The 21,872-nt window shown below is 37.9% G+C and carries 19 protein-coding genes; 10 read left to right on the forward strand and 9 right to left on the reverse strand.

Annotated elements, in window-relative coordinates:
• Positions 1-224: 224 nt before the first annotated feature.
• Entirely contained in the window at positions 225-3,248 is a 3,024-nt protein-coding gene (locus BMX11_RS21885; protein ID WP_090888916.1) for a DUF2723 domain-containing protein, read from the reverse strand.
• Positions 3,249-3,619: 371 nt separating this feature from the next.
• Between BMX11_RS21885 and BMX11_RS21895 the strand changes: the two genes are divergently transcribed.
• From BMX11_RS21895 to pth, 3 genes are all read left to right on the forward strand, one after another.
• Positions 3,620-4,561: a ribose-phosphate pyrophosphokinase gene (locus BMX11_RS21895; protein ID WP_090888919.1), complete on the forward strand. Its 942-nt coding sequence runs from the start codon at positions 3,620-3,622 to the stop codon at positions 4,559-4,561.
• A gap of 153 nt (positions 4,562-4,714) precedes the next feature.
• On the forward strand, positions 4,715-5,299 hold the full coding sequence (locus BMX11_RS21900; RefSeq protein ID WP_090888922.1) for a 50S ribosomal protein L25/general stress protein Ctc: 585 nt from the start codon (positions 4,715-4,717) through the stop codon (positions 5,297-5,299).
• An 872-nt stretch (positions 5,300-6,171) separates the two neighbouring features.
• Positions 6,172-6,732 carry an aminoacyl-tRNA hydrolase gene (gene pth, locus BMX11_RS21905; protein ID WP_090888925.1) on the forward strand — a complete coding sequence of 187 codons (561 nt, stop codon included), beginning with the start codon at positions 6,172-6,174 and terminating at the stop codon, positions 6,730-6,732.
• Positions 6,733-6,956: 224 nt separating this feature from the next.
• Here the strand turns inward: pth and BMX11_RS21910 are convergent, their stop codons facing one another.
• Together BMX11_RS21910 and BMX11_RS21915 are read right to left on the reverse strand one after the other, a co-directional pair.
• A complete protein-coding gene (locus tag BMX11_RS21910) occupies positions 6,957-7,631 on the reverse strand; it encodes a tetratricopeptide repeat protein (protein ID WP_090888928.1) in 675 nt (224 codons plus the stop codon).
• Between the two features lie 122 nt (positions 7,632-7,753).
• Positions 7,754-8,161, reverse strand: a complete 408-nt coding sequence (locus tag BMX11_RS21915) for a hypothetical protein (protein WP_090888932.1) — start codon at positions 8,159-8,161, stop codon at positions 7,754-7,756.
• Positions 8,162-8,265: 104 nt separating this feature from the next.
• Between BMX11_RS21915 and recF the strand changes: the two genes are divergently transcribed.
• The gene (gene recF, locus BMX11_RS21920; protein ID WP_090888935.1) at positions 8,266-9,369 is read left to right on the forward strand and encodes a DNA replication/repair protein RecF; all 1,104 of its coding nucleotides are present in this window, start codon (positions 8,266-8,268) and stop codon (positions 9,367-9,369) included.
• Positions 9,362-9,652, forward strand: coding sequence for a DciA family protein (locus BMX11_RS21925; protein ID WP_090888937.1), 291 nt, complete (start codon positions 9,362-9,364; stop codon positions 9,650-9,652). The genes recF and BMX11_RS21925 overlap by 8 nt, the downstream gene beginning before the upstream one ends.
• Positions 9,653-9,995: 343 nt before the next feature.
• On the opposite strand, the gene BMX11_RS21930 is transcribed toward BMX11_RS21925, so the two are convergent.
• Positions 9,996-10,733, reverse strand: a complete 738-nt coding sequence (locus tag BMX11_RS21930) for a BamJ family beta-barrel-assembly machinery protein (protein WP_090888940.1) — start codon at positions 10,731-10,733, stop codon at positions 9,996-9,998.
• A 120-nt stretch (positions 10,734-10,853) separates the two neighbouring features.
• Positions 10,854-11,273 (reverse strand): nucleoside-diphosphate kinase, encoded by a 420-nt coding sequence (locus BMX11_RS21935; protein ID WP_090888943.1) that lies wholly within the window; start codon positions 11,271-11,273, stop codon positions 10,854-10,856.
• A gap of 690 nt (positions 11,274-11,963) precedes the next feature.
• Here BMX11_RS21935 and BMX11_RS21940 point away from each other — a divergent pair.
• From BMX11_RS21940 to BMX11_RS21960, 5 genes are all read left to right on the forward strand, one after another.
• Positions 11,964-12,974 carry a DHH family phosphoesterase gene (locus BMX11_RS21940; RefSeq protein ID WP_090888945.1) on the forward strand — a complete coding sequence of 337 codons (1,011 nt, stop codon included), beginning with the start codon at positions 11,964-11,966 and terminating at the stop codon, positions 12,972-12,974.
• Positions 12,975-13,016: 42 nt separating this feature from the next.
• Positions 13,017-13,997, forward strand: a complete 981-nt coding sequence (locus BMX11_RS21945) for an FKBP-type peptidyl-prolyl cis-trans isomerase (RefSeq protein WP_090888949.1) — start codon at positions 13,017-13,019, stop codon at positions 13,995-13,997.
• 178 nt (positions 13,998-14,175) lie between these two features.
• Complete coding sequence (locus tag BMX11_RS21950; protein ID WP_090888951.1) at positions 14,176-15,168, forward strand: FKBP-type peptidyl-prolyl cis-trans isomerase; 993 nt, start codon at positions 14,176-14,178, stop codon at positions 15,166-15,168.
• Between the two features lie 132 nt (positions 15,169-15,300).
• Positions 15,301-17,247 (forward strand): tetratricopeptide repeat-containing sensor histidine kinase, encoded by a 1,947-nt coding sequence (locus BMX11_RS21955; RefSeq protein ID WP_090888954.1) that lies wholly within the window; start codon positions 15,301-15,303, stop codon positions 17,245-17,247.
• A gap of 4 nt (positions 17,248-17,251) precedes the next feature.
• Positions 17,252-17,881, forward strand: coding sequence for a response regulator (locus BMX11_RS21960; RefSeq protein ID WP_090888958.1), 630 nt, complete (start codon positions 17,252-17,254; stop codon positions 17,879-17,881).
• Positions 17,882-18,007: 126 nt separating this feature from the next.
• Here BMX11_RS21960 and BMX11_RS21965 read toward each other — a convergent pair whose 3' ends face one another.
• From BMX11_RS21965 to BMX11_RS21980, 4 genes are all read right to left on the reverse strand, one after another.
• Positions 18,008-18,430, reverse strand: coding sequence for an SH3 domain-containing protein (locus BMX11_RS21965; RefSeq protein ID WP_090888961.1), 423 nt, complete (start codon positions 18,428-18,430; stop codon positions 18,008-18,010).
• A gap of 6 nt (positions 18,431-18,436) precedes the next feature.
• Entirely contained in the window at positions 18,437-18,901 is a 465-nt protein-coding gene (locus tag BMX11_RS21970; protein WP_175474644.1) for a BON domain-containing protein, read from the reverse strand.
• Between the two features lie 506 nt (positions 18,902-19,407).
• Positions 19,408-19,890, reverse strand: a complete 483-nt coding sequence (locus BMX11_RS21975) for a CYTH domain-containing protein (protein WP_090888965.1) — start codon at positions 19,888-19,890, stop codon at positions 19,408-19,410.
• Positions 19,890-21,839 (reverse strand): beta-N-acetylhexosaminidase, encoded by a 1,950-nt coding sequence (locus BMX11_RS21980; protein WP_090888968.1) that lies wholly within the window; start codon positions 21,837-21,839, stop codon positions 19,890-19,892. Before BMX11_RS21980 ends, BMX11_RS21975 begins: the two co-directional genes overlap by 1 nt.
• Positions 21,840-21,872 lie beyond the last annotated feature (33 nt).

The raw sequence follows: 21,872 nt of genomic DNA on the forward strand, positions 1-21,872 counted from the left end.
CCTTCTTAATAAGTCGAAAACTAAAATGAATTGCCCTTCGACAGGCTCAGGATGACAATACATTTTAGTTTTCTCCTTAAGTTAATAGCATTGGAGGCGCTACGACTAGAATGGAGGTGGTTATTACCATGAACTTACATGCCTTAAATGGTAAAAAAGTTTCGAACCAGAAAAGAATCATCCGGCCGGTGTGATACACCAACCGGGTAACTTTTAATCCTTACTTAACCATTTATAAAAGGACTAAACCGGCTTAACAGCTGATTATACTGTAGTTCAAGCTTTTTACTCAACGCAATCTGCTTATGGTTTTGCGTTAACTGAACCATCTGCCCCAAAAATGTCATGTAAAATTGTACTTCTCTTTCCGATGCCAGTTGATTTTTGCTTATGGAAACATCGGCTAAATAGGTCAATTCCTTTTTCATGTAATCTGCAGATTTATTAATCAGTTGGTTAGCTTTCTGTGCATCATTTAAACGGTACAGGTTTTCGGTGAGGTAAAATGTACTCGCCAGTTGATACATGCTGTGAAATTGATCAGGGATAACTTTGAAATAATGATTGGCAACCTTTTTCCCTTCCTCAAATTTTCCTTCACTAATCAGTTTGGTGATTAAACTATTGAACATGTTGGAAAACATATTTACATCATCAGCAGATTGGCGATCTAAATAATTGGCGTTTTTGATATTTCCATACCTGTAAAGGTGCATCAGATTGTTGTAGAGCGGTTTCACATTTACCAATTCATGCTGCTCTGGCTTAGACTCTTCTGGCTTCAGCGGTAAAAGTCTTAAGTTTAATCCTTCCGAGTAAAGGTATTTATCTAAACCGATATATTGAGCAGATGGCATGGCATTGCTGAAGTAAATTGGGCGTTTCCAGTTGTTATTGGCCAGGATGTCAAATAGAGCAAGAGTACCTTTCGTTACGTAATCCTCATTGTAGGTCCATTCCATAGTTTTGGCAATTTTGCCTGCATCCTCAAGTGGTACAGTGCCTGTATCTACTACCTCTTTGGCGTTGACTGATATTTTAAGATTTTTGGTGGGTAGAACATTGTATTTTGAACCATCACTCATCGTTACTTTATCCTCGTCATGATCAGAGAGCAAAACCGCCACGATTTCTTTCAGTTCAATAGATTGAGCGATTTTATAATCCTGATAATACATGATATCTCTGGTTCCGGTAACATATTGATTGGGTTTTAAGCTGAGTGGAAGCGGAGCCGATGCATTAGATTTCTTCCTCATCCCATCGATATACCAATCTGCGGTAAAAAGACTCAAATTCACAATTCTAACATCAGGTCTTACATTTTCTACTTCCTGGGCATACCATAATGGAAAGGTGTCATTGTCGCCATAAGTGAATAATATGGCATCTGGAGCACATGATTTCAGATAGTTGATAGAAATGTCTCGTGCCAAATGACTTTCAGATCTGTTATGGTCATCCCAGCCCTGTTGAAGCATAATAATAGGGGCTGCGAGTGCAATAACTGAAGCCAATATACTCGCTCTAGCAGGATTAATCTTTTTAAACACCCAGTCTTTCAATCCAAAAACACCCAGCCCAATCCAAATGGCAAAGGTGTAGAACGAGCCTACATAGGCATAATCACGCTCTCTGGGCTCGATAGGAACAGAATTAAGGTAGACTACAATGGCTACACCCGTAAACACAAATAACAATGCCAGTACACCTGCATCTTTTTGATTTCGTTTGAAATGCCAAAGTGCCCCTATTAATCCGATAATTAACGGCAGAAAGAAAAAACGATTGTAAGCTTTGTTTTCAGTAATTGATGGGGGAAGGTTTTGCTGGTTGCCCAGGTGCAGACTATCAATTGGTTTTATTCCACTGAGCCAGGCACCCTTATTACCGCCGTGTTGTCCATCCTGGTTATCTTGCCTGCCCACAAAGTTCCACATAAAGTAACGCATGTACATTTGTCCAACCTGGAAGGAGAACATGTAATTCAAATTGTCTATTAATGTAGGTTTATGACTATCCTCAAAGCCCATCCAGCTTTTATAAAAATTGATGTGTTCTGCCTTGTCGCTATACATGCGGGGGATAGGCGTTTTATCGCGATATACGTAGTCAGACCTGGTCCCCGCCGATTCGTATTTGGTTTCTCCCTTGCGATAAAGTTTTCCTGTTTCCTTAATGTCGATTTTCTCAGAATTGTAGTTTTCACCAAAAAGCAATGGTCTGTCGCCATATTGGGAGCGATTAACATAGCTTAAAAAGTTAAAGGCATTTTCAGGGTCAGTATTATTTAAGTTTGGTTTAGCTTGTGCCCTTATAATTAATAATGCAAAAGAGCTGTAGCCAAAAATGAGTAATACGGTAAAAAGGAGAGATAGATGAAGAAATCTTTTCCGTTTAAGTATGGAATAACGAATACCGTAGATTAAGCTTCCGATCAGGAGCATGGCAAAAAATATAATTCCCGATCCAAAGCCTAAACCCAGGGTATTCACGAAGAAATAATCAAACTGAGCTGCAAAAGAGATTAAATATTGTATAATCCCAAATTGAACAAATGCCAGTACCGCGATGGCAATGGCAAACACTTTTAATGTACTTTGCCAGGTGGGTTTGGCAGCCTTTTTAAAGTAGTATATAAAAATCACTGCAGGTATCGCCAATAAATTAAGCAGGTGCACCCCTATAGAAATTCCAATCATGTAGGCTACAAATAATAGCCATCGGTCTGCTTGTGGTTGTTCTGCCTGAGATTCCCATTTTAATATTCCCCAAATCACAACAGCCGTGCAAAGCGACGACATGGCGTATACCTCCGCTTCAACGGCTGAGAACCAAAAACTATCTGAAAATGCGAAAGCTAAAGCACCAACAATACCGGCTCCAACAATACTAATGGTTTTAGATTGGCTAAGATCGGTTTCTGTTTTGGCGACAACTTTTTTTGCCAGTGCAGTGATGGTCCAGAAAAGAAACATAATGGTTGCGGCACTAGCAATTGCCGAAGCGAGGTTCATGAAATAAGCTACTAGGGTAGGATTGCCAAGAGCCAGAGTGGAAAATAGCCTTTGGATCATAGAAACAATGGGAGCACCGGGTTGATGTACTACCTGCATTTTGTAGGCCGACGCGATAAATTCTCCGCAATCCCAGAAACTTACCGAGCGGTCTAAAGTGAGAATATATGTTGTTGCAGCAATAAAAAAACATGCCCAACCAGCCAGGGAATTGATTTTGGAGTAATTCATAGTGATTTTTTTCTGATTGATTGTAAAAGAGTTATCGGTTTTCTAAACTAAAATGTCGTAGAAAAAAAGAAAAAGTTGCACGGTATTTAATCATTTTTCTATCTTTGCATCGCAATCAGAAAGCGCGAGAAAAGAAATTAAAAATATTTTAAAATCACTCTTGCAAATTTGAAATAAGCTTTCTACATTTGCATTCCCTTTCGAGAAGTAATTCTCGATAAAAGTTTGTCCGATAGTATAAGGGTAGTACAACGGTTTTTGGTACCGTTTGTCTTGGTTCGAATCCAGGTCGGACAACGAAAATTTTAAGTTCGGATCGTGTTCTCAAAAACATGATCCGATTTTTTTTAAGCGTAAACTACACACGGATCATGCCATTGCAGTTTAACCCGGTAAAACTTTTTTCCGGAACAGGTTCTAGAGGACTATCACTAAAAATCGCTGAGCATTACGGCAAGCCACTTGGTGAAGTAAGTATTCATAGATTTAGCGATGGAGAGTTTCAACCCTCTTTTGACGAATCGATCAGAGGTTGCGATGTTTTCTTAATCCAATCTACCTACCAACCCAGCGATAATTTAATGGAACTTTTGCTAATGGTTGATGCTGCAAAAAGAGCATCTGCACATTACATTACAGCAGTGGTACCTTATTATGGTTTGGCCCGTCAGGATAGAAAAGATAAACCTCGTGTAGCAATTGGTGCTAAATTGGTGGCCAATCTATTGAAATCTGCGGGTATTCACCGCATCATGACAATGGATTTGCATGCGGCACAGATTCAGGGCTTCTTTGATATTCCGGTAGATCACTTAGATGGATCGGTTATTTTTGTTCCTTATATCAAAAGCCTTGGCTTAAAGAACTTAACTATTGCATCGCCAGATATGGGCGGTTCATACAGAGCACGTACTTTTGCTAAATTCTTTAATGCTGAAGTTGTAATCTGTGATAAACGCCGTAAGCGTGCCAATGAAATCGAATCTATGTCGATTATTGGAGATGTTACCGGACAAGATGTTGTGCTAATTGATGATATCTGTGATACAGCAGGAACCTTATCTAAAGCGGCAGCTTTGATTATGGAACATGGTGCAGCCAGTGTAAGAGCAGTTTGTACACATGCAGTATTATCCGGAAAAGCAATAGAAACAGTAGAAAATTCAGTTTTATCAGAATTAATCGTAACTGATACTATTCCTTTAAAACAAGAAAGTGATAAAATTAGAGTACTGAGCACAGCGAGTTTATTTGCAAGAGCAATTGCTAATGTAAACGAACACGGATCAATCAGTGATCTTTTTAATGTATAAAAAAATGTAAGTGGTTTAGGGTATAAGGCCTCCAGTCTTGATACTCAATACTAACTACTCGATACTAACAAAGGTAAGAGGTTTAGGGTATAAGGCATCCAGTCTTAATACTCGATACTAACTACTTAATACTAATAAAATAAATATATAAAAATGAAAACAATCGCAATTAGCGGTTCTCCAAGAGAGAACGTAGGGAAACGCGATGCCAAGGAACTTCGTTACGAAGGTAAAGTTCCGGCGGTATTGTATGGTGGTACAGAGCAACAACATTTAGCTGTTACTATTGCCGACTTAAGAGATGTTATTTATACCCCGGAAGTGAACTTTGTAGAGATCGAAGTTAACGGTGCTAAAACTAAAGCTATCGTTAAAGATACTCAGTTCCACCCACTTACAGATGTATTAATCCACATCGATTTTCTTCAGTTATTTGATGAAAAAGAAATTGTAATGGAAATTCCTGTAAAATTAACCGGAACTTCTCCAGGTGTTAAAATGGGGGGTAAATTAATCCAAAAATTACGTAAGTTACGTGTTAAAGCATTACCTGCTAACATGCCACAAAACGTAGAAGTTAGCATCGAGAAATTAGAAGTAGGTAACTTATTCCGCGTTCGCGATTTGAAAGGCGATAATTATGTTATCACTAACACTCCTGAAGATACTATCGTTTCAGTAGCAATGTCAAGAGCATTGAAACAAGCAGAAACTGAAGCTGCTAAAGGTAAAAAATAATCGGCCTGCTGATTATTACGGAAAAGGTGCAAAAGTAATTTTGCACCTTTTTTTTGTCCCTCTTTTTCTTAAAGTTCATTTGAGAACCTTTAAAGAATGCCATCAACAAAGCGTCTTGCTGAACTTGTTTCAGCATCTTTTAGTATAAGGCCCTGAAATAAATTCAGGGTGACGGATTTTGGATTGGATTTTGAGGCGATCTTCTCGATAATCGTCCTGCTGAACTTGTTTCAGCATCTTTCGTATAAGGCCCTGAAATAAATTCAGGGTGACGATTGTGATAGGGGTTTATTAAGAGATCATATTAAAAATCCCGTCTTGCTGAACTTGTTTCAGCATCTTTCTAATAATATTAATAAAGGCCCTGACCCATAGCGCAGCGGAGAGCTACGAAGTAAAATAAATTCAAGGTGACGGATTTTGGATTGGATTTTTTAGGCGATCTTATCGGTAATCGTCTTGCTGAACTTGTTTCAGCATCTTTTAGTGTAAGACCCTGAAATAAATTCAGGGTGACGATTGTGCTAGGGATTTATTAAGAGATCATGTTAAAAATCCCGTCTTGCTGAACCTGTTTCAGCATCTTTCGTATAAGGCCTTGAAATAAATTCAGGGTGACGTATTTTGGATTGAATTTTTGAGGCGATCTTCTCGATAATCGTCCTGCTGAACTTGTTTCAGCATCTTTTAGTATAAGGCCCTGAAATAAATTCAGGGTGACGATGGTGCTATGGGTTTATTAAGAGATCATATTAAAAATCCCGTCCTGCTGAACTTGTTTCAGCATCTTTAAGATAATACCCTGCAACAAGTTTAAGCTGAGGGTAGCGATCGGGATTACAACTTTCGCCTAATTCTCTTACATTTGCAGCATGAAATATCTCATAGTTGGTTTGGGGAACATTGGCCCTGAATACGCACATACCAGGCATAATATCGGATTTGATATTGCTGATGAACTGGTAAAAGATTTAAATGGAAGTTTTGATAATATTCGTTTAGCTTATTATGCAGAGGTTGGTTTTAAAGGTAAAAAACTCCACGTGATTAAGCCAACAACTTTTATGAACCTGAGCGGTAAAGCGGTAAACTATTGGATGAAAGAATTGAAGATAGCACCGGAAAACGTGCTGGTAATTGTCGACGATTTAGCACTCCCATTAGGAAAATTACGTTTAAAGTTGCAAGGGAGTAGCGCTGGGCATAATGGTTTAAAGAGTATTGAAGAAGTTTGCGGTGGACAGAATTATGCCCGCCTGCGGTTCGGTATAGGAAATGATTACCCCAAAGGCAGACAGGTAGACTTTGTACTCGGCCAATTTGATAAGGAAGAGCAATTGGAACTTCCTGCGCTAATTGATAAGAGTGTGGAGCTGATTAAAAGCTTTATAACCATAGGTCCGGCTAAAACCATGACCGCCTTTAATAAGTAAGGAAAAAAACAGACCTTGGATAGGGAAGTAGCACTTTCCTTTCTCACTAAACCTGATCGCAGTGGCATCTCCCGATTTTTTATCGGGAATAAAACGGAGAGGACTAACATTCAAAAGGATTACTGTCCTGGCTTTTCTAATAATAATAGAGACGAGGTTGCTGCATAATAAAAAAGGAGACCATCTTGCGATGATCTCCTTTTCTGTTCCGTTTAAATGGATTATTATTTTACTTTACCTTGAGCTCTTGCGATATAAGCATCAATTAATTGAGCTTCTGCGCTTTCAGGGTATTGAGATTTAATTTTGGTGTATGCATCTACTGCTCCAGAGAAATCATTTAAGTTTTCGTTAACCAAACCTAATTTTTTCAAGAACATTGGCGAAGTAAATTTACTTGCCTTGTCTGCTGCTTTTTTGTAATAAGTAGCAGCTTGTTTAAAATCTTTTAATTCGCTGTAAGCATCGCCAAGTAAACCCAAAGCTAATGGATCTGCAACAGGGCTGCCAGTAGCGCTATATTTGCTTAAAGCATCGATAGCTTGTTTGTATTCGCCTTTACGTAGATAGATACCACCAAGATATAAGTTAGCTAAGTTTGCAGATTTTGTATTGTCATACTCTTTTGCAATTTGCTCTAATCCAGGGTAGCCATTTACACCAAGCTCGCCTTTTACTGCTCTTGAAGATAATGAATCTACGCCTACCAATTGCTCAGCTTTAAACATTTTGCTTGATGCTTCTTCAGCACGGCCTTTTAAATACACGCCTTGATACCAAAGATATACTAAGATTAATAAAACGATAGCTGCTGCTATAAACAATAAGCTCTTGTTATTTTCCTGTAAGAATGAACCTTTTTTAACGGGTTGAATTGTCTGATTATCTGTTGTAGACATGTTTGTTTTAAAAAATTAAGATTGCAAAAATACATTTTTAAGTCAAAGTATCAATCTTTATTTTGAAGTATTTAATTAGACTTTAGTTATTTAAGTAACAAAATGGAGAAATTCCTTCCGAATTAACGAAGCAGACTAATTAGTGTGTTAAACCAGGTTTGATTATCGCTAAACAGGCCATTGTGGTTAATCACTAAGTAAACAGTCTGACTTTCTGATCGGTTAATGATTGTTTTTATTCTGATGGGTTGCCAAAACAGGCCGAAATTTTTTAGTGCAGTGGCGGGGAATGTGTCATCAAAACCCATATAAACTTCTTCGATATGCGAAATAGGCATCTCTAAAGGCTGATCTCCTGCAATAAAGATTCCGTTAGAAGCCAGTAGAATATCGCCTTCATGGTGATGAGGAGGCTTAAGAAAAGAAAATAATCTGCTCAACTTCTGGAAGAAGCCTAAGTTTTTTCTGTCGGAAAGTTCATAGTCATAAGACCATAAAACATTCCCTGCTAACATTTTTTGTGCGACCATGTATATTCGATTACATGAATGTAGTACTTTTTTCAAAATCAGTCAACCTTTATTTTAAAGATTGACATTAAGAGGTTAAAAAAAGGTAAATTTGTAGCTGATCTATGTGGCTAAAAAACATTACCCTTCTCAATTTTAAAAACTATACAGATGCAGGTATCCAGTTCTCGGAAACAGTAAATGTGTTTACGGGCAACAATGGATCTGGAAAAACCAATATGCTCGACGCTATACACTATTTGTGTTTATGCAAAAGCTATTTTAATCCGATAGACGGGCAGCAGATTAAAAATGGGCAGGAATTTTTTATGGTTCAGGGTGATTTTGACCGGAATGATAAAAGTGAAAAAATTAGCTGTGGTGTAAAAAGGAATCAGAAGAAGCAATTTAAACGTAATAAGAAGGAATACGAAAAGCTGGCCGATCATATAGGTTTATTCCCTGTAGTGATGATTTCCCCCTATGACGTTAATCTGATTATGGATGGGAGTGAAGAACGCAGGAAGTTTATCGATAATGTGATCTCGCAAACAGATGCGCAGTATTTAGATCAGTTGATTGCCTATAACCGGGTGTTATTAAATAGAAATGCTTTTCTTAAGCAAATTGCCATCACCCGAAAATACGATCCGACACTCTTGCAAATTTTGGATGAACAGCTTGTGCAAACAGGTAAGAAGATTTTTGCCACCCGAAAGGCTTTTATGGATGAGTTCATTCCACTTTTTAATCAGTACTATATCTACATCACAAATAATAAGGAAACAGTAGCACTTCAATACCAATCTCAGCTAGCTGATGTTCCTTTTGAGCAATTGCTGGAAAAGTCGGTTGAAAAAGACCGGGTTTTGGAACGTACAACTACAGGTATTCATAAAGATGAGCTGGCTTTCAGCATTCATGAAATGCCGCTTAAAAAATTTGGTTCACAAGGGCAGCAGAAATCTTTTTTAATTGCCCTTAAGCTGGCTCAGTATGCTTACCTTGCCAAAAATAAAGGTTTTAAGCCGCTATTGCTGCTAGACGATATTTTTGATAAGCTGGATGATGATCGCGTACAAAAGCTAATGCAAATGGTTTCCCACCATGATTTTGGGCAGATTTTTATCACAGACACCGGGATAGAAAGAGTAAAATCTATTTTTAAAACCATTGAAGTTGGTGTAACTTTATTTACAGTAGATAACGGACAAATCGAAAATGCGTAAACCTAATGATGTTACCCTGAAAGATGCAATTGGTAAAATGCTTGACGTTTATCGACTGCGCAGAAAGTTCGATGAAACTTCGATTGTGGCCGTATGGCCAGAAATAATGGGCACTGCAATCGCCAACAGAACCACACAAATCTATATCAGAGACCGGAAATTGTTTATTCGCATTGAATCTTCGGTAATTAAGAATGAACTGGTAATGGTGAGGCAAGGGATCATTCAAAAACTAAACGAACATGCGGGGGCAGAAGTAATTACCGAAATGGTATTTCTTTAAAAGGGTTGAAGGCGTAATCCCTCAACCTTTTACTATGTTTTAGTATCGAGAATCAAGAATCAAGTATCAAGACTTGGGACTTAAGACTATTGACTCTAGACTGATTCACTCAAGAACGTCCTCCAAATATCTTGGCAAGAATCCAGATCACTAAGGCAACTACAACAACGACTACAATAATGCCGGTCCATATGCCTGCTTTAAAAATACCTTCTACCAATTCACAACTGGTTAAGGTGCTGCATAAAAATGCGATAAGTACTAACGGAAATGCTCTTCTCATAACTGATGTTAATTTGTATAGGCTAACATCAGTTACTTAAAGAATGTTTTAGAAAAACATTTATTTACCGTTTACTTTTAACAGTTCAATTTCGAAAATCAAGGTGCTGTAAGGCGGAATGTCCTGACCTGCACCGCGTTCGCCGTAGGCAAGGTTATAAGGCACAAAAAGTTTATATTTTGAACCTGCAGGCATTAATTGCAAACCTTCAGTCCAGCCTTTAATTACTTGATTTAAGGTAAGTGTTATTGGCTCGCCTCTGTCATATGAACTGTCAAATTGCTTTCCGTTTATCAGTGTTCCTTTATAATGTACCAAAACAGAATCGGTAGCCTGAGGTTTAATGCCTGTACCCGCAGTAATTACCTCGTACTGTAAACCACTTGCTGTAGTTTGTACACCGGCACGTTTCTTATTATTGTCTAAGAAAGTTTTACCTTCTGCAATGTTAGCCGTGAATTTGCTTTTGTTGGCATTGGTTATTGCCCCGCTGATACACTCTTGTGCCTGTTGTTGGTTAAGGATAACTTTACCACCTGTAAAGGCATCTTTTAAGCCCTTTAATAAAACTTCATAGTTTAATGTACTTAGGCCCGTTGTTTTTAAGCTTGCGCCGATAGAAGTACCAAAGGCATAACTCGTAGAATCTAAAGCCGATTTAAGTGCAACAGGAGCAGCGGTTGTTTTAGCTGCAGTGGTCGTTTTTTTAGCTACAGGCTTTTTTGCAGCAGTTTTGGTTTGTGCAAAAGAAGTCAGAATTAATCCTGATGCAAATGCAGTTAAGAATACTTTTTTCATTTAATCATGTATAGTCTTACCGAAATAAGTTCGAATAATTTTAAGTCTGAAAGATACAAACTCTTTTAAATAATAAAACCCCGAAAAATTCGAGGTTTTATAAAAGCTTTTGGGATAAGATTAGAAACGTTCGTCTGCTTTGAAGAAGAAGTTACCTTCGATTTCTGCATTCTCGTCAGAATCTGAACCATGAACCGCATTTGCGTCGATAGATTTAGCATATTTTTGACGGATTGTACCTTCTGCAGCTTCAGCAGGGTTAGTAGCACCGATTAATTTTCTAAAATCTTCAACTGCATTATCTTTTTCTAAAATAGCAGCGATAATTGGTCCTGAAGACATAAAGCCAACTAAATCTTTGTAAAAAGGACGCTCAGCGTGAACTGCATAGAACTGACCAGCAGTTTCGTCAGTTAGTTTAGTATATTTTAATGCAATGATTTTGAAACCTGCATTGGTAATGTCGTTCAAGATTGCTCCGATGTGGCCATTGGCAACAGCATCAGGCTTAATCATGGTAAAAGTTCTGTTAGTACTCATTGTGCTTATTATCAAATTTTCTGCAAAAATACGTTTTAATTGACGAATAATCAATATGGTTCGATAGCTGAATAGTTTTAATTGGGAGACTAATTGTTTAACTGTTGAATTGCTTAATTGTATGGAAGGCACGAGGGGAAACGGAACGTTTAGCTGTTAATTGGGGAACGAATTGTTTAATTGCCTAACTGTTGAATTGCTTAATTGTTAAATTGTTTGACAGGCAGGAGCAAGAAACAATATGCTTATTTGTGTGAAAGGCTTGAGATGAAATGAAAGGTTTAACTGTTTAATTGCTCTATTGTTAAATTGTTTGACAGGCATGAGCAAGAAACAAATTGCTTAATTGTGTGAAGGGCTTGAGATGGAAATGAAAGGTTTAACTGTTTAATTGTTTGACAGGCAGGAGCAAGAAATAAATTGCTTAATTGTATGAAAGTCTTACATAAACACCAATTTGATTTCAGTATAGGCATTTTGCATCATAACAATATAGCAATGGTGCCATATAACAATATCTCTGCGCCAAATCGGTCACAATATATCAATTCAGCCATGTAACAATACCTCTGCTCCATACCTATAACAATATAACAATGAAATTAAACCAATAATTTGCTCGGTCGAATCCCAAATCAAAAACTTTTATTACTAGTTTAAAATTACTTAGCTTTGCAGCGCTTAAAAAATATGCTGACACTAACGGAATTAAAATCTTTATTAGCAACACCTCAACGAATTGTGATCACTACGCATCACAAACCTGATGGCGATGCCATGGGATCATCATTGGGATTATATGGTTACCTGATTCAAAAGGGACATCACGTAAAAGTGATTACGCCAACGGATTATCCAAGCTTTTTGCATTGGATGCCCAATAACGGAGAGGTAATTATTTTTACGGAAGAACAGGAGCAGGCAGCCAGATTAGTGGAAGAAGCTTCGATTATTTTCTGTTTGGATTTCAATACCTTAAGTCGCATTAACGAATTAGGTGAATTGGTAAGAGCAGCTCAGGCCAAGAAAATCATGATCGACCATCACCTCGAGCCTGAGGATTTTGACGATTACCGCCATTGGGATATTAATGCGTGTGCCGCTGCCCAGTTGGTTTATGATTTTATTGCCAATCAACTGGAAGATGTGGCTGGTATTAATAAGGATGTTGCTTCATGCTTATATACAGGTATCATGACGGATTCTGGTTCTTTCCGTTTTCCATCTGCTACTTCGGAAGTTTATCGCATTGCCGCTAACCTGATTGATCTAGGTGCAGAACACTGGAAAATTCATCAACTGGTATATGATAATGCCAGCGAAGATCGTTTAAGATTTCTAGGTTATTGTTTATCCAATAAGTTAGAAGTTTTAAGAGAATATAATACGGCCATAATTACGGTAACTAAAGAAGAATTAGCCCGTTACAACAGTGCTACAGGAGATACTGAGGGAGTGGTAAATTATGCGCTGTCTATCAATGGAATTAGATTAGCCGCCTTAATTATTGAGCGTACCGACAAAGTGAAACTATCGGTAAGATCAACCGGAGATTTTCCTGCAAATGAAATCTGTAAGAAATACTTTAATGGAGGTGGTCATAGAAATGCAGCAGGTGGTGCCTCAGATAAGCCTTTAAATGAAGTAGTGGAGGATTTTAAAGCTCTGCTTAAAGATTACAAAAATCAGCTTATTGCTTAATACAACGATATAAATAAATCAAAAATTAATTTAAAAAGTAAAATGAAAAAAGGAATAATTGTCCTATTAGCAGCCACTCTGGGTTTAGCAGCGTGTAACAGAGAGAAAAAAGGTGCAGGAGGTTTGTTGTACACCATTCACCACTCAGATGGTAAAGAAAAAATTAAAGAAGGTGATATTGTTAAATTGAATTTTATTCAGAAAAACCAGAAAGATTCTGTGTTAGCGAATACTTATGATAACGAAATGCCTCAAGTATTTCCAGTAGCTAAAAAAATGTATGCTGGCGATATGAACGACGTGTTAACCATGTTTGGTGAAGGCGATAGTGCAACATTCAAAATTGATTTAGATACGATGGCTTTTTATAGCAAACAGCCTAAACCTGAGCAATTTAAGAATGATAAATACTTGGTTTTTACAGTTAAAGTAGAAAAAGTATTCAAAAAAGATGCTAAAGAAGCTGATTCAACATTCAGAAAAAGAGCTGGTGAGTTTTTCCAAAAAGATTATCAAGAATCTATCGCTAAAAAGAAAGGTGCTGAAGAAGGAAAAATTAAAGCTTACGTAGCAGATAACAACTTAAAAACAACAACTACTCCAAGTGGTTTACAATATATCATTTCTGCTCCAGGTAATGCTGAGCGTGTGGTAGAAGGCGATACTGCAACTGTAAACTATACTGGTTCTTTGACTAAAAAAGACGCTAAAGGAAAATATCCAATTTTCGATACCAGCGACGAGAAATTAGCAAAAGCGGAAAATAAATTCCAGCCAGGAAGACCATATGGCCCTACTAAAATGGCTGTTGGTGGTACTATCCCAGGTTTTACTGAGGCTTTAAAATTAATTGGAAAAGGTGGTAAAATTAAAGTAATTATCCCTTCTAAATTAGGTTATGGCGAACAAGGCGCTATGCAGGCAGGTATTATGCCATATAGCCCTATCGTTTTTGATTTAGAAATTACTGATATTAAAAAAGGTACAGCTCCTCAACCAGCAGTACTTCCAGCTACTAAATAATCAATCAAAAATGATTTGTAAAGCCTCGTTCCTTACAGAACGGGGCTTTTCTTTTTTTATCCGTTTTGGTAAGCCAGCTACTTCTGTACGATTAAAATAAAATTATTGTTTGCCTGTTAATATAAAACTATATTTGGCATGCTTTTTAAGCATGAGATTAGAAATTTTAAAATAAAAAATGAAAAAGGGTATTATTATTTTGTTCGCAGCAAGTTTAGGCTTAACTGCTTGTAATAGATTTGAAAAGGGCGAAGGCGATATGGTTTACAAGATCTACAAAAGTGAAGGGAAACCAAAAATTCAGGAGGGTGATTTTGTTAAATTAAACGGAATACAAGTGGTTGAAACCAAATCTAATGGCGATTCGACTCTCGTAAATACATATGATAATGAACGCCCGGCATTTTTCCCCATCAGTAAATCGATGTTTAAAGGAGACATGGTTGCCGCCCTTAAGCTTTTAGGTGAAGGGGATAGTGCAGTTTTTAAATTGAACTTAGATTCAATGGCAAAATATTCTGGTCAGCCAAAACCTACAGGTGCTAAAGATAACTATGCAACTTTTACGGTTAAGATAGAAAAGGTACTGCATAAAGTGGCCAACGAGCCTGATTCGACTTTCGAAAAAAAGAAAAGAGATTTCTTTGAAACAGAATATAAAGCTTTAATCGCTAAAAATAAAGCGAACGAATCTGCCAAAATTTCTAAATATGTTGCAGATAATAACCTTAAAGTAACTACTTCTCCTTCTGGTTTGCAGTATGTTATTGAAACGCCTGGTAATGCTGAAAGAGCAAATTTGACTGATACGGTTATCGTGGATTATACTGGTCAGTTTACCAACAAAAAAGCTGATGGTAAACTGAATGTTTTTGATACGTCTAATGCTAAAATTGCAAAAGAGGCAGGTATTTATTCGCCAATGGCTCAATATGCGCCACGCCCAATGCCTTTAGGTCAATTGGCACAAGGTTTTATTGAAGGTGTTCAAATGATTGGTGTTGGTGGTAAAATTAAAATGATTTTGCCTTCTAAATTAGGTTATGGTGAAAATGGCGGTGGCCCGATTAATCCTTTTACTCCATTGGTATTTGATGTGGAATTGAAAGGAATAAAAAAGGTAAATCCAAATGCGGCACAACCTGCTAATCAGTTACCAGTAACGAAGTAAGCCATTAAATAAAATTTAATATAACGCCGATCGGTAATTAATTTACTGATCGGCGTTTTTTTGTAGGATAGATTTTACAGAGTAGCCAAATATTTGTTAAATTAGGATAAATAAATCCTTATCATCCCTTATATGCGCCTCACACTAACAGACTGGCAAAGGTATGTCTTTCTACTTTTGCTCAATTTATTTTTACTGCAATTAAGTCTGCCGGTTTTTGGGAAAAGCCAAAAGTTAGATACAATATATGTGCGAACACTGATTGATGAGGTTCCTGCTTTAATGAGAAGTGATGAAGCAGAAGCACGAAAAAAGATGGCGATTATTGCCAGATTATCCAACCAGTTAAAGTACAAACACGGTCAGGTAGAAAGTGCATTTTTCCGCTCCTGGCTAAAATACAGGCATAGTCCTGTAGACACTTGTATTGCATCTATTGATAGCGCTTTGCGCCATATAGCCGATATATCTAAAGATCCGGCTGAGATTAAGTTCTATATTTTAAAAGGACAATGTTATGTGAAGAAAACGCGGTTTGATTTAGCGGTAAGCAATTTTAATGCGGCCCTGAAAATTGCGGAAATAAAAAAGGATGTTGTTAATAAAAATGGGGTTCTACTGAGTATTGGATGGGCCTATATGGAAGATGGTAAGCCCAAAGAAGCCATTACCTTTTTCAATGAGATTGTAACGCTTAATCCACAGCTAGATTACCCTAACAGAGCAACCGTAATGTGCAATATTGCTTCCTGTTATAATATGTTGGGTAATTATCAATTGGCAGAAGAAAAAGCGGTATTAGGGATTGATGCAGCTAAGAGAACATCCAGTATGACAGATTTAGCTAACGGTTTGAACATTCTGGCCAGAAGTTACTATCAAAGGGGGAAATTTTCTGAGGCAATAAATTATTTAAAGGAGGCCAGCCAGGCCAGAGAAAAAGTAGAAGATCCGGCGATGTTAGCCAGCGATTATTTGGAGCTTGCAGATGTTTATCTGAAAATTAAACAACCTCAGCAGGCTGTTCTCTATGCAAAAAGAGCAGAAAGCATTGCTTCCAAAAATAAAATAGAGCTTAAATTACAGGGCGCTTATGAAACGCTAGCCAGTAGTTACCAAAGTGCTGGCGATTATAAAAATGCTGCCTTATATTTTAATAGGCTGATTTCGCTTAAGGATAGTATTAGCTCCGGAAATTATAGCAAGGCACTGGCAGAACTGCAAGTTAAATATGACTCTGAAAAAAAGGCCTCAGAGAATCTTAAATTAAAGAAAGAAAACCTGGAGAGCAAGCTGGATATCAGTAATAAACAAAAATGGCTGGTTGTTTTGGTATCTGGGTTATTGCTGGTTATTGCCTCAGGAATTTATATTTATTACCTCATTCAAAACAGATATAGAGCAAAAAGGGCAGAAGAACAGGTTTTGGAGCAGAAGCAAAAGGCTGTTGCCATTCTGGAAACAGAAGAGAATGAGCGAAGAAGAATTGCAGGCGACTTACATGATGGGGTGTGCCAGACCCTAGCAGCCATATCACTTCAATTAAAGAAGGCAATAAAGAATGGAGCTGATTTTGAAAAGGTAGATTTCCTGATCGATCGGGCAGGGGAAGAGGTGCGTGCGATATCTCACCAGATGACTCCAGAACTATTGCGGCAGGTTGGTTTAGTGAAAGCGATTAAATACAGCGTTGACCAGCTAAATGATGCGGAAAGTGGCGTTCATTTTTCTTTGTATTATCATGTAGAATTTGAAAACATTAATGATGTAATGGGGGTTGTAGTGTATAGATCATTCCAAGAGCTAATCAATAATGTATTGAAGCATGCCAAAGCCCGTAATGTCAGCATTCAATTAATTATTAACGAAGAAGAAGTGCTGTTGATGGTGGAGGATGATGGACAAGGTTTTGATAAAAATAATGGAAAGTATGGCCTGGGATTAAACAATCTGGAAAGCCGAATAAAAATTTTTGATGGACATTTAACGTTGGATACCACGCTAAACAGAGGAACAACGGCCATTTTGAAATTTACATCCCTTAGATTTATAACAGAATCCAAATACACTGACGCTTAAGGTTATGGAGAAAGTAAAAGTTTTTTTAGTTGATGACCATGACATCTTAATGGATGGAATTGAAGCCATATTACGGGACTCCAAGAAAATTACCGTGGTTGGTAAGGCCAATTCTGTAGAAATGGCAGAACATTATATTAAAGTTAAAATACCTGATCTGGTTATTACCGATATAAGCCTGGGCGTTAAATCTGGAATTGATTTAACAAAGCATATCAAAAAAAATCATCCAGCCATAAAAGTAATCGCACTTTCTATGCATAATGATTTCTTTAACATGTCGGCCATGATGAAAGCAGGCGCTTCCGGATACTTATTGAAAAATGTTAAGAACGGCGAGCTTAACAAGGCTATTGAACAAGTTATGCAAGGAGGCACCTATATTCAGCAATCCATATCAGATAAAAATGGTTTTCATCGTGAAACTGTTAACGAAAAGGTTAATAGTCTGTCACCTAGAGAAATTGAAATTATCAGGTTAATAGCTAAGGAATTTACCTCTGCGGATATCGGAAAGATGTTATTTATTTCTGAACATACCGTAGAAACCCATCGCAAGAACATCTGGCGAAAAACCGGAGTTAAATCGATTATCGGTTTGCTCAACTTCGCACACGAAAACTATCTTTTATAAATTTAAAAAGAGGCTGCATTATAAAGATCCATTTACATCCGAAGTTTGCAATTATAGCGTTTCGACAGGCTCAACGTGATAGCGTTGGATGCAATTTAATTTATGAAACAACCTCTTTTTGTAATATTAGGCTTGTGGGGCTAAATATTGTGCATAACAATATCCCTCTTCGCCATCATTTGTTCTAACCAACCACCACAAATCGGTACTTCTGTTTACTAACGTGATGATTTCTCCGTGAGCGGCCTTGCCTACAATTGGTTGATCCGTTCCGGGGCCTTTTCTAATATTGAGGTTGCTACTTTGCGTAATTACCTTGGCTTTAGTTACTGCTGCATTGATAGAAACATTTACATTCAACACCAAATCGCCAGAGACAAAATTGGGGTCTGTCTGGTTATAAACCTCCCATAAATGATCTTTTGTTGCCCCATCGTTGGCTGTACCATCTATGTACAATATTCCATCTTGCTCTCTTACAGCCAGGTTGGTAATGCCAGCAGCAATTGCTGCATCTGTTAATCCCTTATATTTATCTTGAAGTGCCATATCCAACTATTTAACCGTTAATTTATTTTCTATCTTCTTCGGGTTTAACGTGCTCAAAAGCTGCATAAGCTTAATAAGAGTTGTTTTTTCAACGGTTCCCGTTAGGGTAACTACGCCATCCTTAACATCAGCTTTAACAGATGGAAAGTCCTTTACCGCATCGGCAACATTTTTAATTAATGTCGTGTCAGCCGCAATAACTATTGGCTTTTCTACAGTAACAACGGTTAGCTGGTTCAGTACAGATTTGACACCTTTTTCCGCTGTAGCGATTTTTTCAGCATTAGCTTTCGCTGTTTCATCTAAAACATGTCCGGTTAGGGTTACCTGACCCTTTTCTACGGAAACAACAATCCCTGCAGGTTCTTTTGCCTGAATGGCGGCCTGAATAGCAGCATCTTTAGGTTTACAGCTCGCCAAAAACAGCGTACCTGCAATCACTAAAGGCATTAAAAATTTACTTTTTTTCATCCTTTTATGTATTTGTTTAATAATAGGCATACAAGGAAACCAGCTTTTTTAGAGGGGACGTGCCAGTTTCGCAATTAAACAAGGATGATATGTTAAACTAATATAGGAAAAGAGTTGAACTAATGAAATATTTATGTAGTATTGAGTACCAAGTACCAAGTATCGAGAAGCAAGTATCGAGAAAGATGTAACCACCTAAGACACCTTAGACATCTAAGTAGTTTATTACGATTTAAGTATCAAGAGAAGGCGGCTGAAAGATATATGCCTTGTCTAAGTACTAACGACTAAATACTCTGTACTGTATCGAGTATCAAGTATCGAGATAGGCTCTTGAAAGATCTCCACCCTGTCTAACTACTAACGACTTTATACTGTGTACTGTATTGAGAATCAAGTATCAAGTATCAAGTATCAAGTAAAAAGTATCGAGTGTAAAGATAGGCGATTGAAAGATCTGCACCTTGTCTAATTACTAACGACTAAATACTAAATACCACATTGCATCATTCCGATTCCCAGTTCCATGTATTAAAAGGAGCAAGTGTTAAATTGGAGTTATAGTACCTTTGATCATGCGTTACCTCTTTATCTATCCATTCCGGGATTTCAAAGCTTTCTTCTTCGCTGATTAACTCTATTTCGGCAACAACCAACCCTTCGTTATGCCCTAAAAATACATCAACTTCCCAAAGCTTATTGCTGTGCTCAATTTCATAGCGAATTTTAGATAGCTCTGTGCTTGAAAAATCATTGAGCAGTGCTGTAGCTTCCTCATGTGGAATCTCATATTCAAATTCTGTTCGGGTTGCCCCCACATTCTTACCTTTTATGGTTAAATAACCTTTGGTAGAGGTGGTTCTAACGCGGATGGTTTTCTCCGGATCGGTTAACAGGTAGCCTTGCCTAAAGTTTTGACCAGCAGGCTTAACCATGGCAGACCACCTTTGATGATCTACCAGGAACTTTCTTTCAATTTCTTTAGCCACTATTTTGTTCTTTTCTGAAGGTCTGAAACCGGAATACTAATTAATCGGCCAACAGGCTTTTTGCCTTTATAAGTGATAATGCGCATCATGCTGGCATCTTTAGGAACCTGCAGGGCTGAGGTATATTTAGGATAAAAACGGTCGGGGGAAGAGTTGTCAAAGCTGTAGTAAATCTCTAAGCCATCTATCTCTGGCGTTAGTTCAACCAGCAGTTGTTTGTCTGCACTTCTTCTCACACTGATAATGGGATCGTAAATGGCAGGCGAATATTTTGTTTCAGCTAAATCTAAACGTTTAAAGTGTTGTTGGGTACGGTCAACAAAGTTGGTCCAGTTTTTCTTTTCAGCAGGGCTCCAGATGGATTCAGAGATGGCAAATGCCCGTGGCCAGGTCATGTATTCAGCCTGGCGAATATTATATATCTGCTCTGTCCATAAGTTAGCCTGGCCTCCAATTACATATTGTGGATTAACGCTGGCCGGAACCGGATTAAATTGATAAGCTTTATTTAAACGTAACGAGGCATACACCCGTGGCTCGGTACTTACATCTGCCTGCATATAATCTAAATAGGCGAATTCTGTTGGACTCATCACTACATTATGCTTTTCGTTGGCGGCCTGAATACCATATTTCATACCTCTCCAGCTCATTACAGCAGCTGTAGGAGAAACGCCTCCCTCCAGAATCTCATCCCAGCCCATGAATTTTTTGCCTTTGGAAACAACAATTTGTTCTACTCTTTTTTCAAAATATGCCTGTACCTGTGGGATTGTTTTTAGTCCTTCACGCTGCATAAGCTGTTTAACCTGATCGTTTTTCTCCCAGAAGTTATGAGGTGCTTCATCGCCACCCATGTGGATATATTCGAAAGGGAACAGCTGTGCTACCTGTGTTAAAACGGTATCTAAAAAAGAATATACTTTTTCATTTGCCGGACAAAGCGTATTATCAACAAGTGCCAAAGGAGGAGCTCCACGGCTCCAATCCATAATTTTTTCTCCAGATCGTACCTTGTAGTTTACCGCATCAGGTGTGCAGGAAAGCTCCGGGTAAGATGCGATAACTGCTAAACTATGACCCGGTACATCAATCTCCGGAAGGATATTAACAAAACGTTCCTGGGCATATTGTACCAGTTCTTTAATATCTTCTTGTGTATAAAAACCACCATACGTGCGTGGCTCATCCGCTGTAGGTGGCGTGAAATCGCCAAAGGTGCCTACTTTTTTAACGCTCCAGGCACCTACTTCAGTTAGCTTTGGTAAACCTTTGATTTCGATTCTCCAGCCTTCATCATCTGTGAGGTGTAAGTGTAAAAGATTGAATTTATAGCGCACCATGGCATCTATATATTGCTTTACTTCCTGTTTGGTGAAGAAGTGACGGGCAACATCAAACATTAATCCTCTCCAGCCTAATTTGGGATAATCGGTTACATCTACACAAGGTGCTTTCCATTTAATGTTATTCACTAATTCTTTGCTTTCTATTTCGGCAGGGAAAAGTTGAATTAACGACTGAACACCATAAAATATACCTGCCGGTTTGTTAGCGGTTATGACTACTTGAGTAGGGTTAACATGGAGTTTGTAGCCTTCTGTACCCAATTGTGTGTCTTCCTGGCTATTTAAAATCAATTTGATGGTAGGATGATTTGCAGTGGTAACAGTACTTACAAATTTTCCGGTTGCGGTAGTAATCCTTTCTGATAAAAAAGCGATGGATTGTTTTAAGCCTTCATTCTTTGGTGCCAGAATACTTACATTTTCAGGTAAAGTAAAAGAACCTGTTTTTTTGAGTATTGAAACCGGTTCGGGAATGATGGCTACAGGCGTTTGCACCAGGTCAGTTTCGGTATCACCAATTTCTGGTTCAGCTACTATGGTTTGTGCATTTGAAAATATAGCGAGAAAGTAGAAGGGAATAATCAGGAATAATTTTTTCATTAAATGATTAATTACGGATGAACCGAATGAGAA

The sequence above is a fragment of the Pedobacter rhizosphaerae genome, assembly GCF_900111155.1.
Classification (GTDB): domain Bacteria; phylum Bacteroidota; class Bacteroidia; order Sphingobacteriales; family Sphingobacteriaceae; genus Pedobacter; species Pedobacter rhizosphaerae.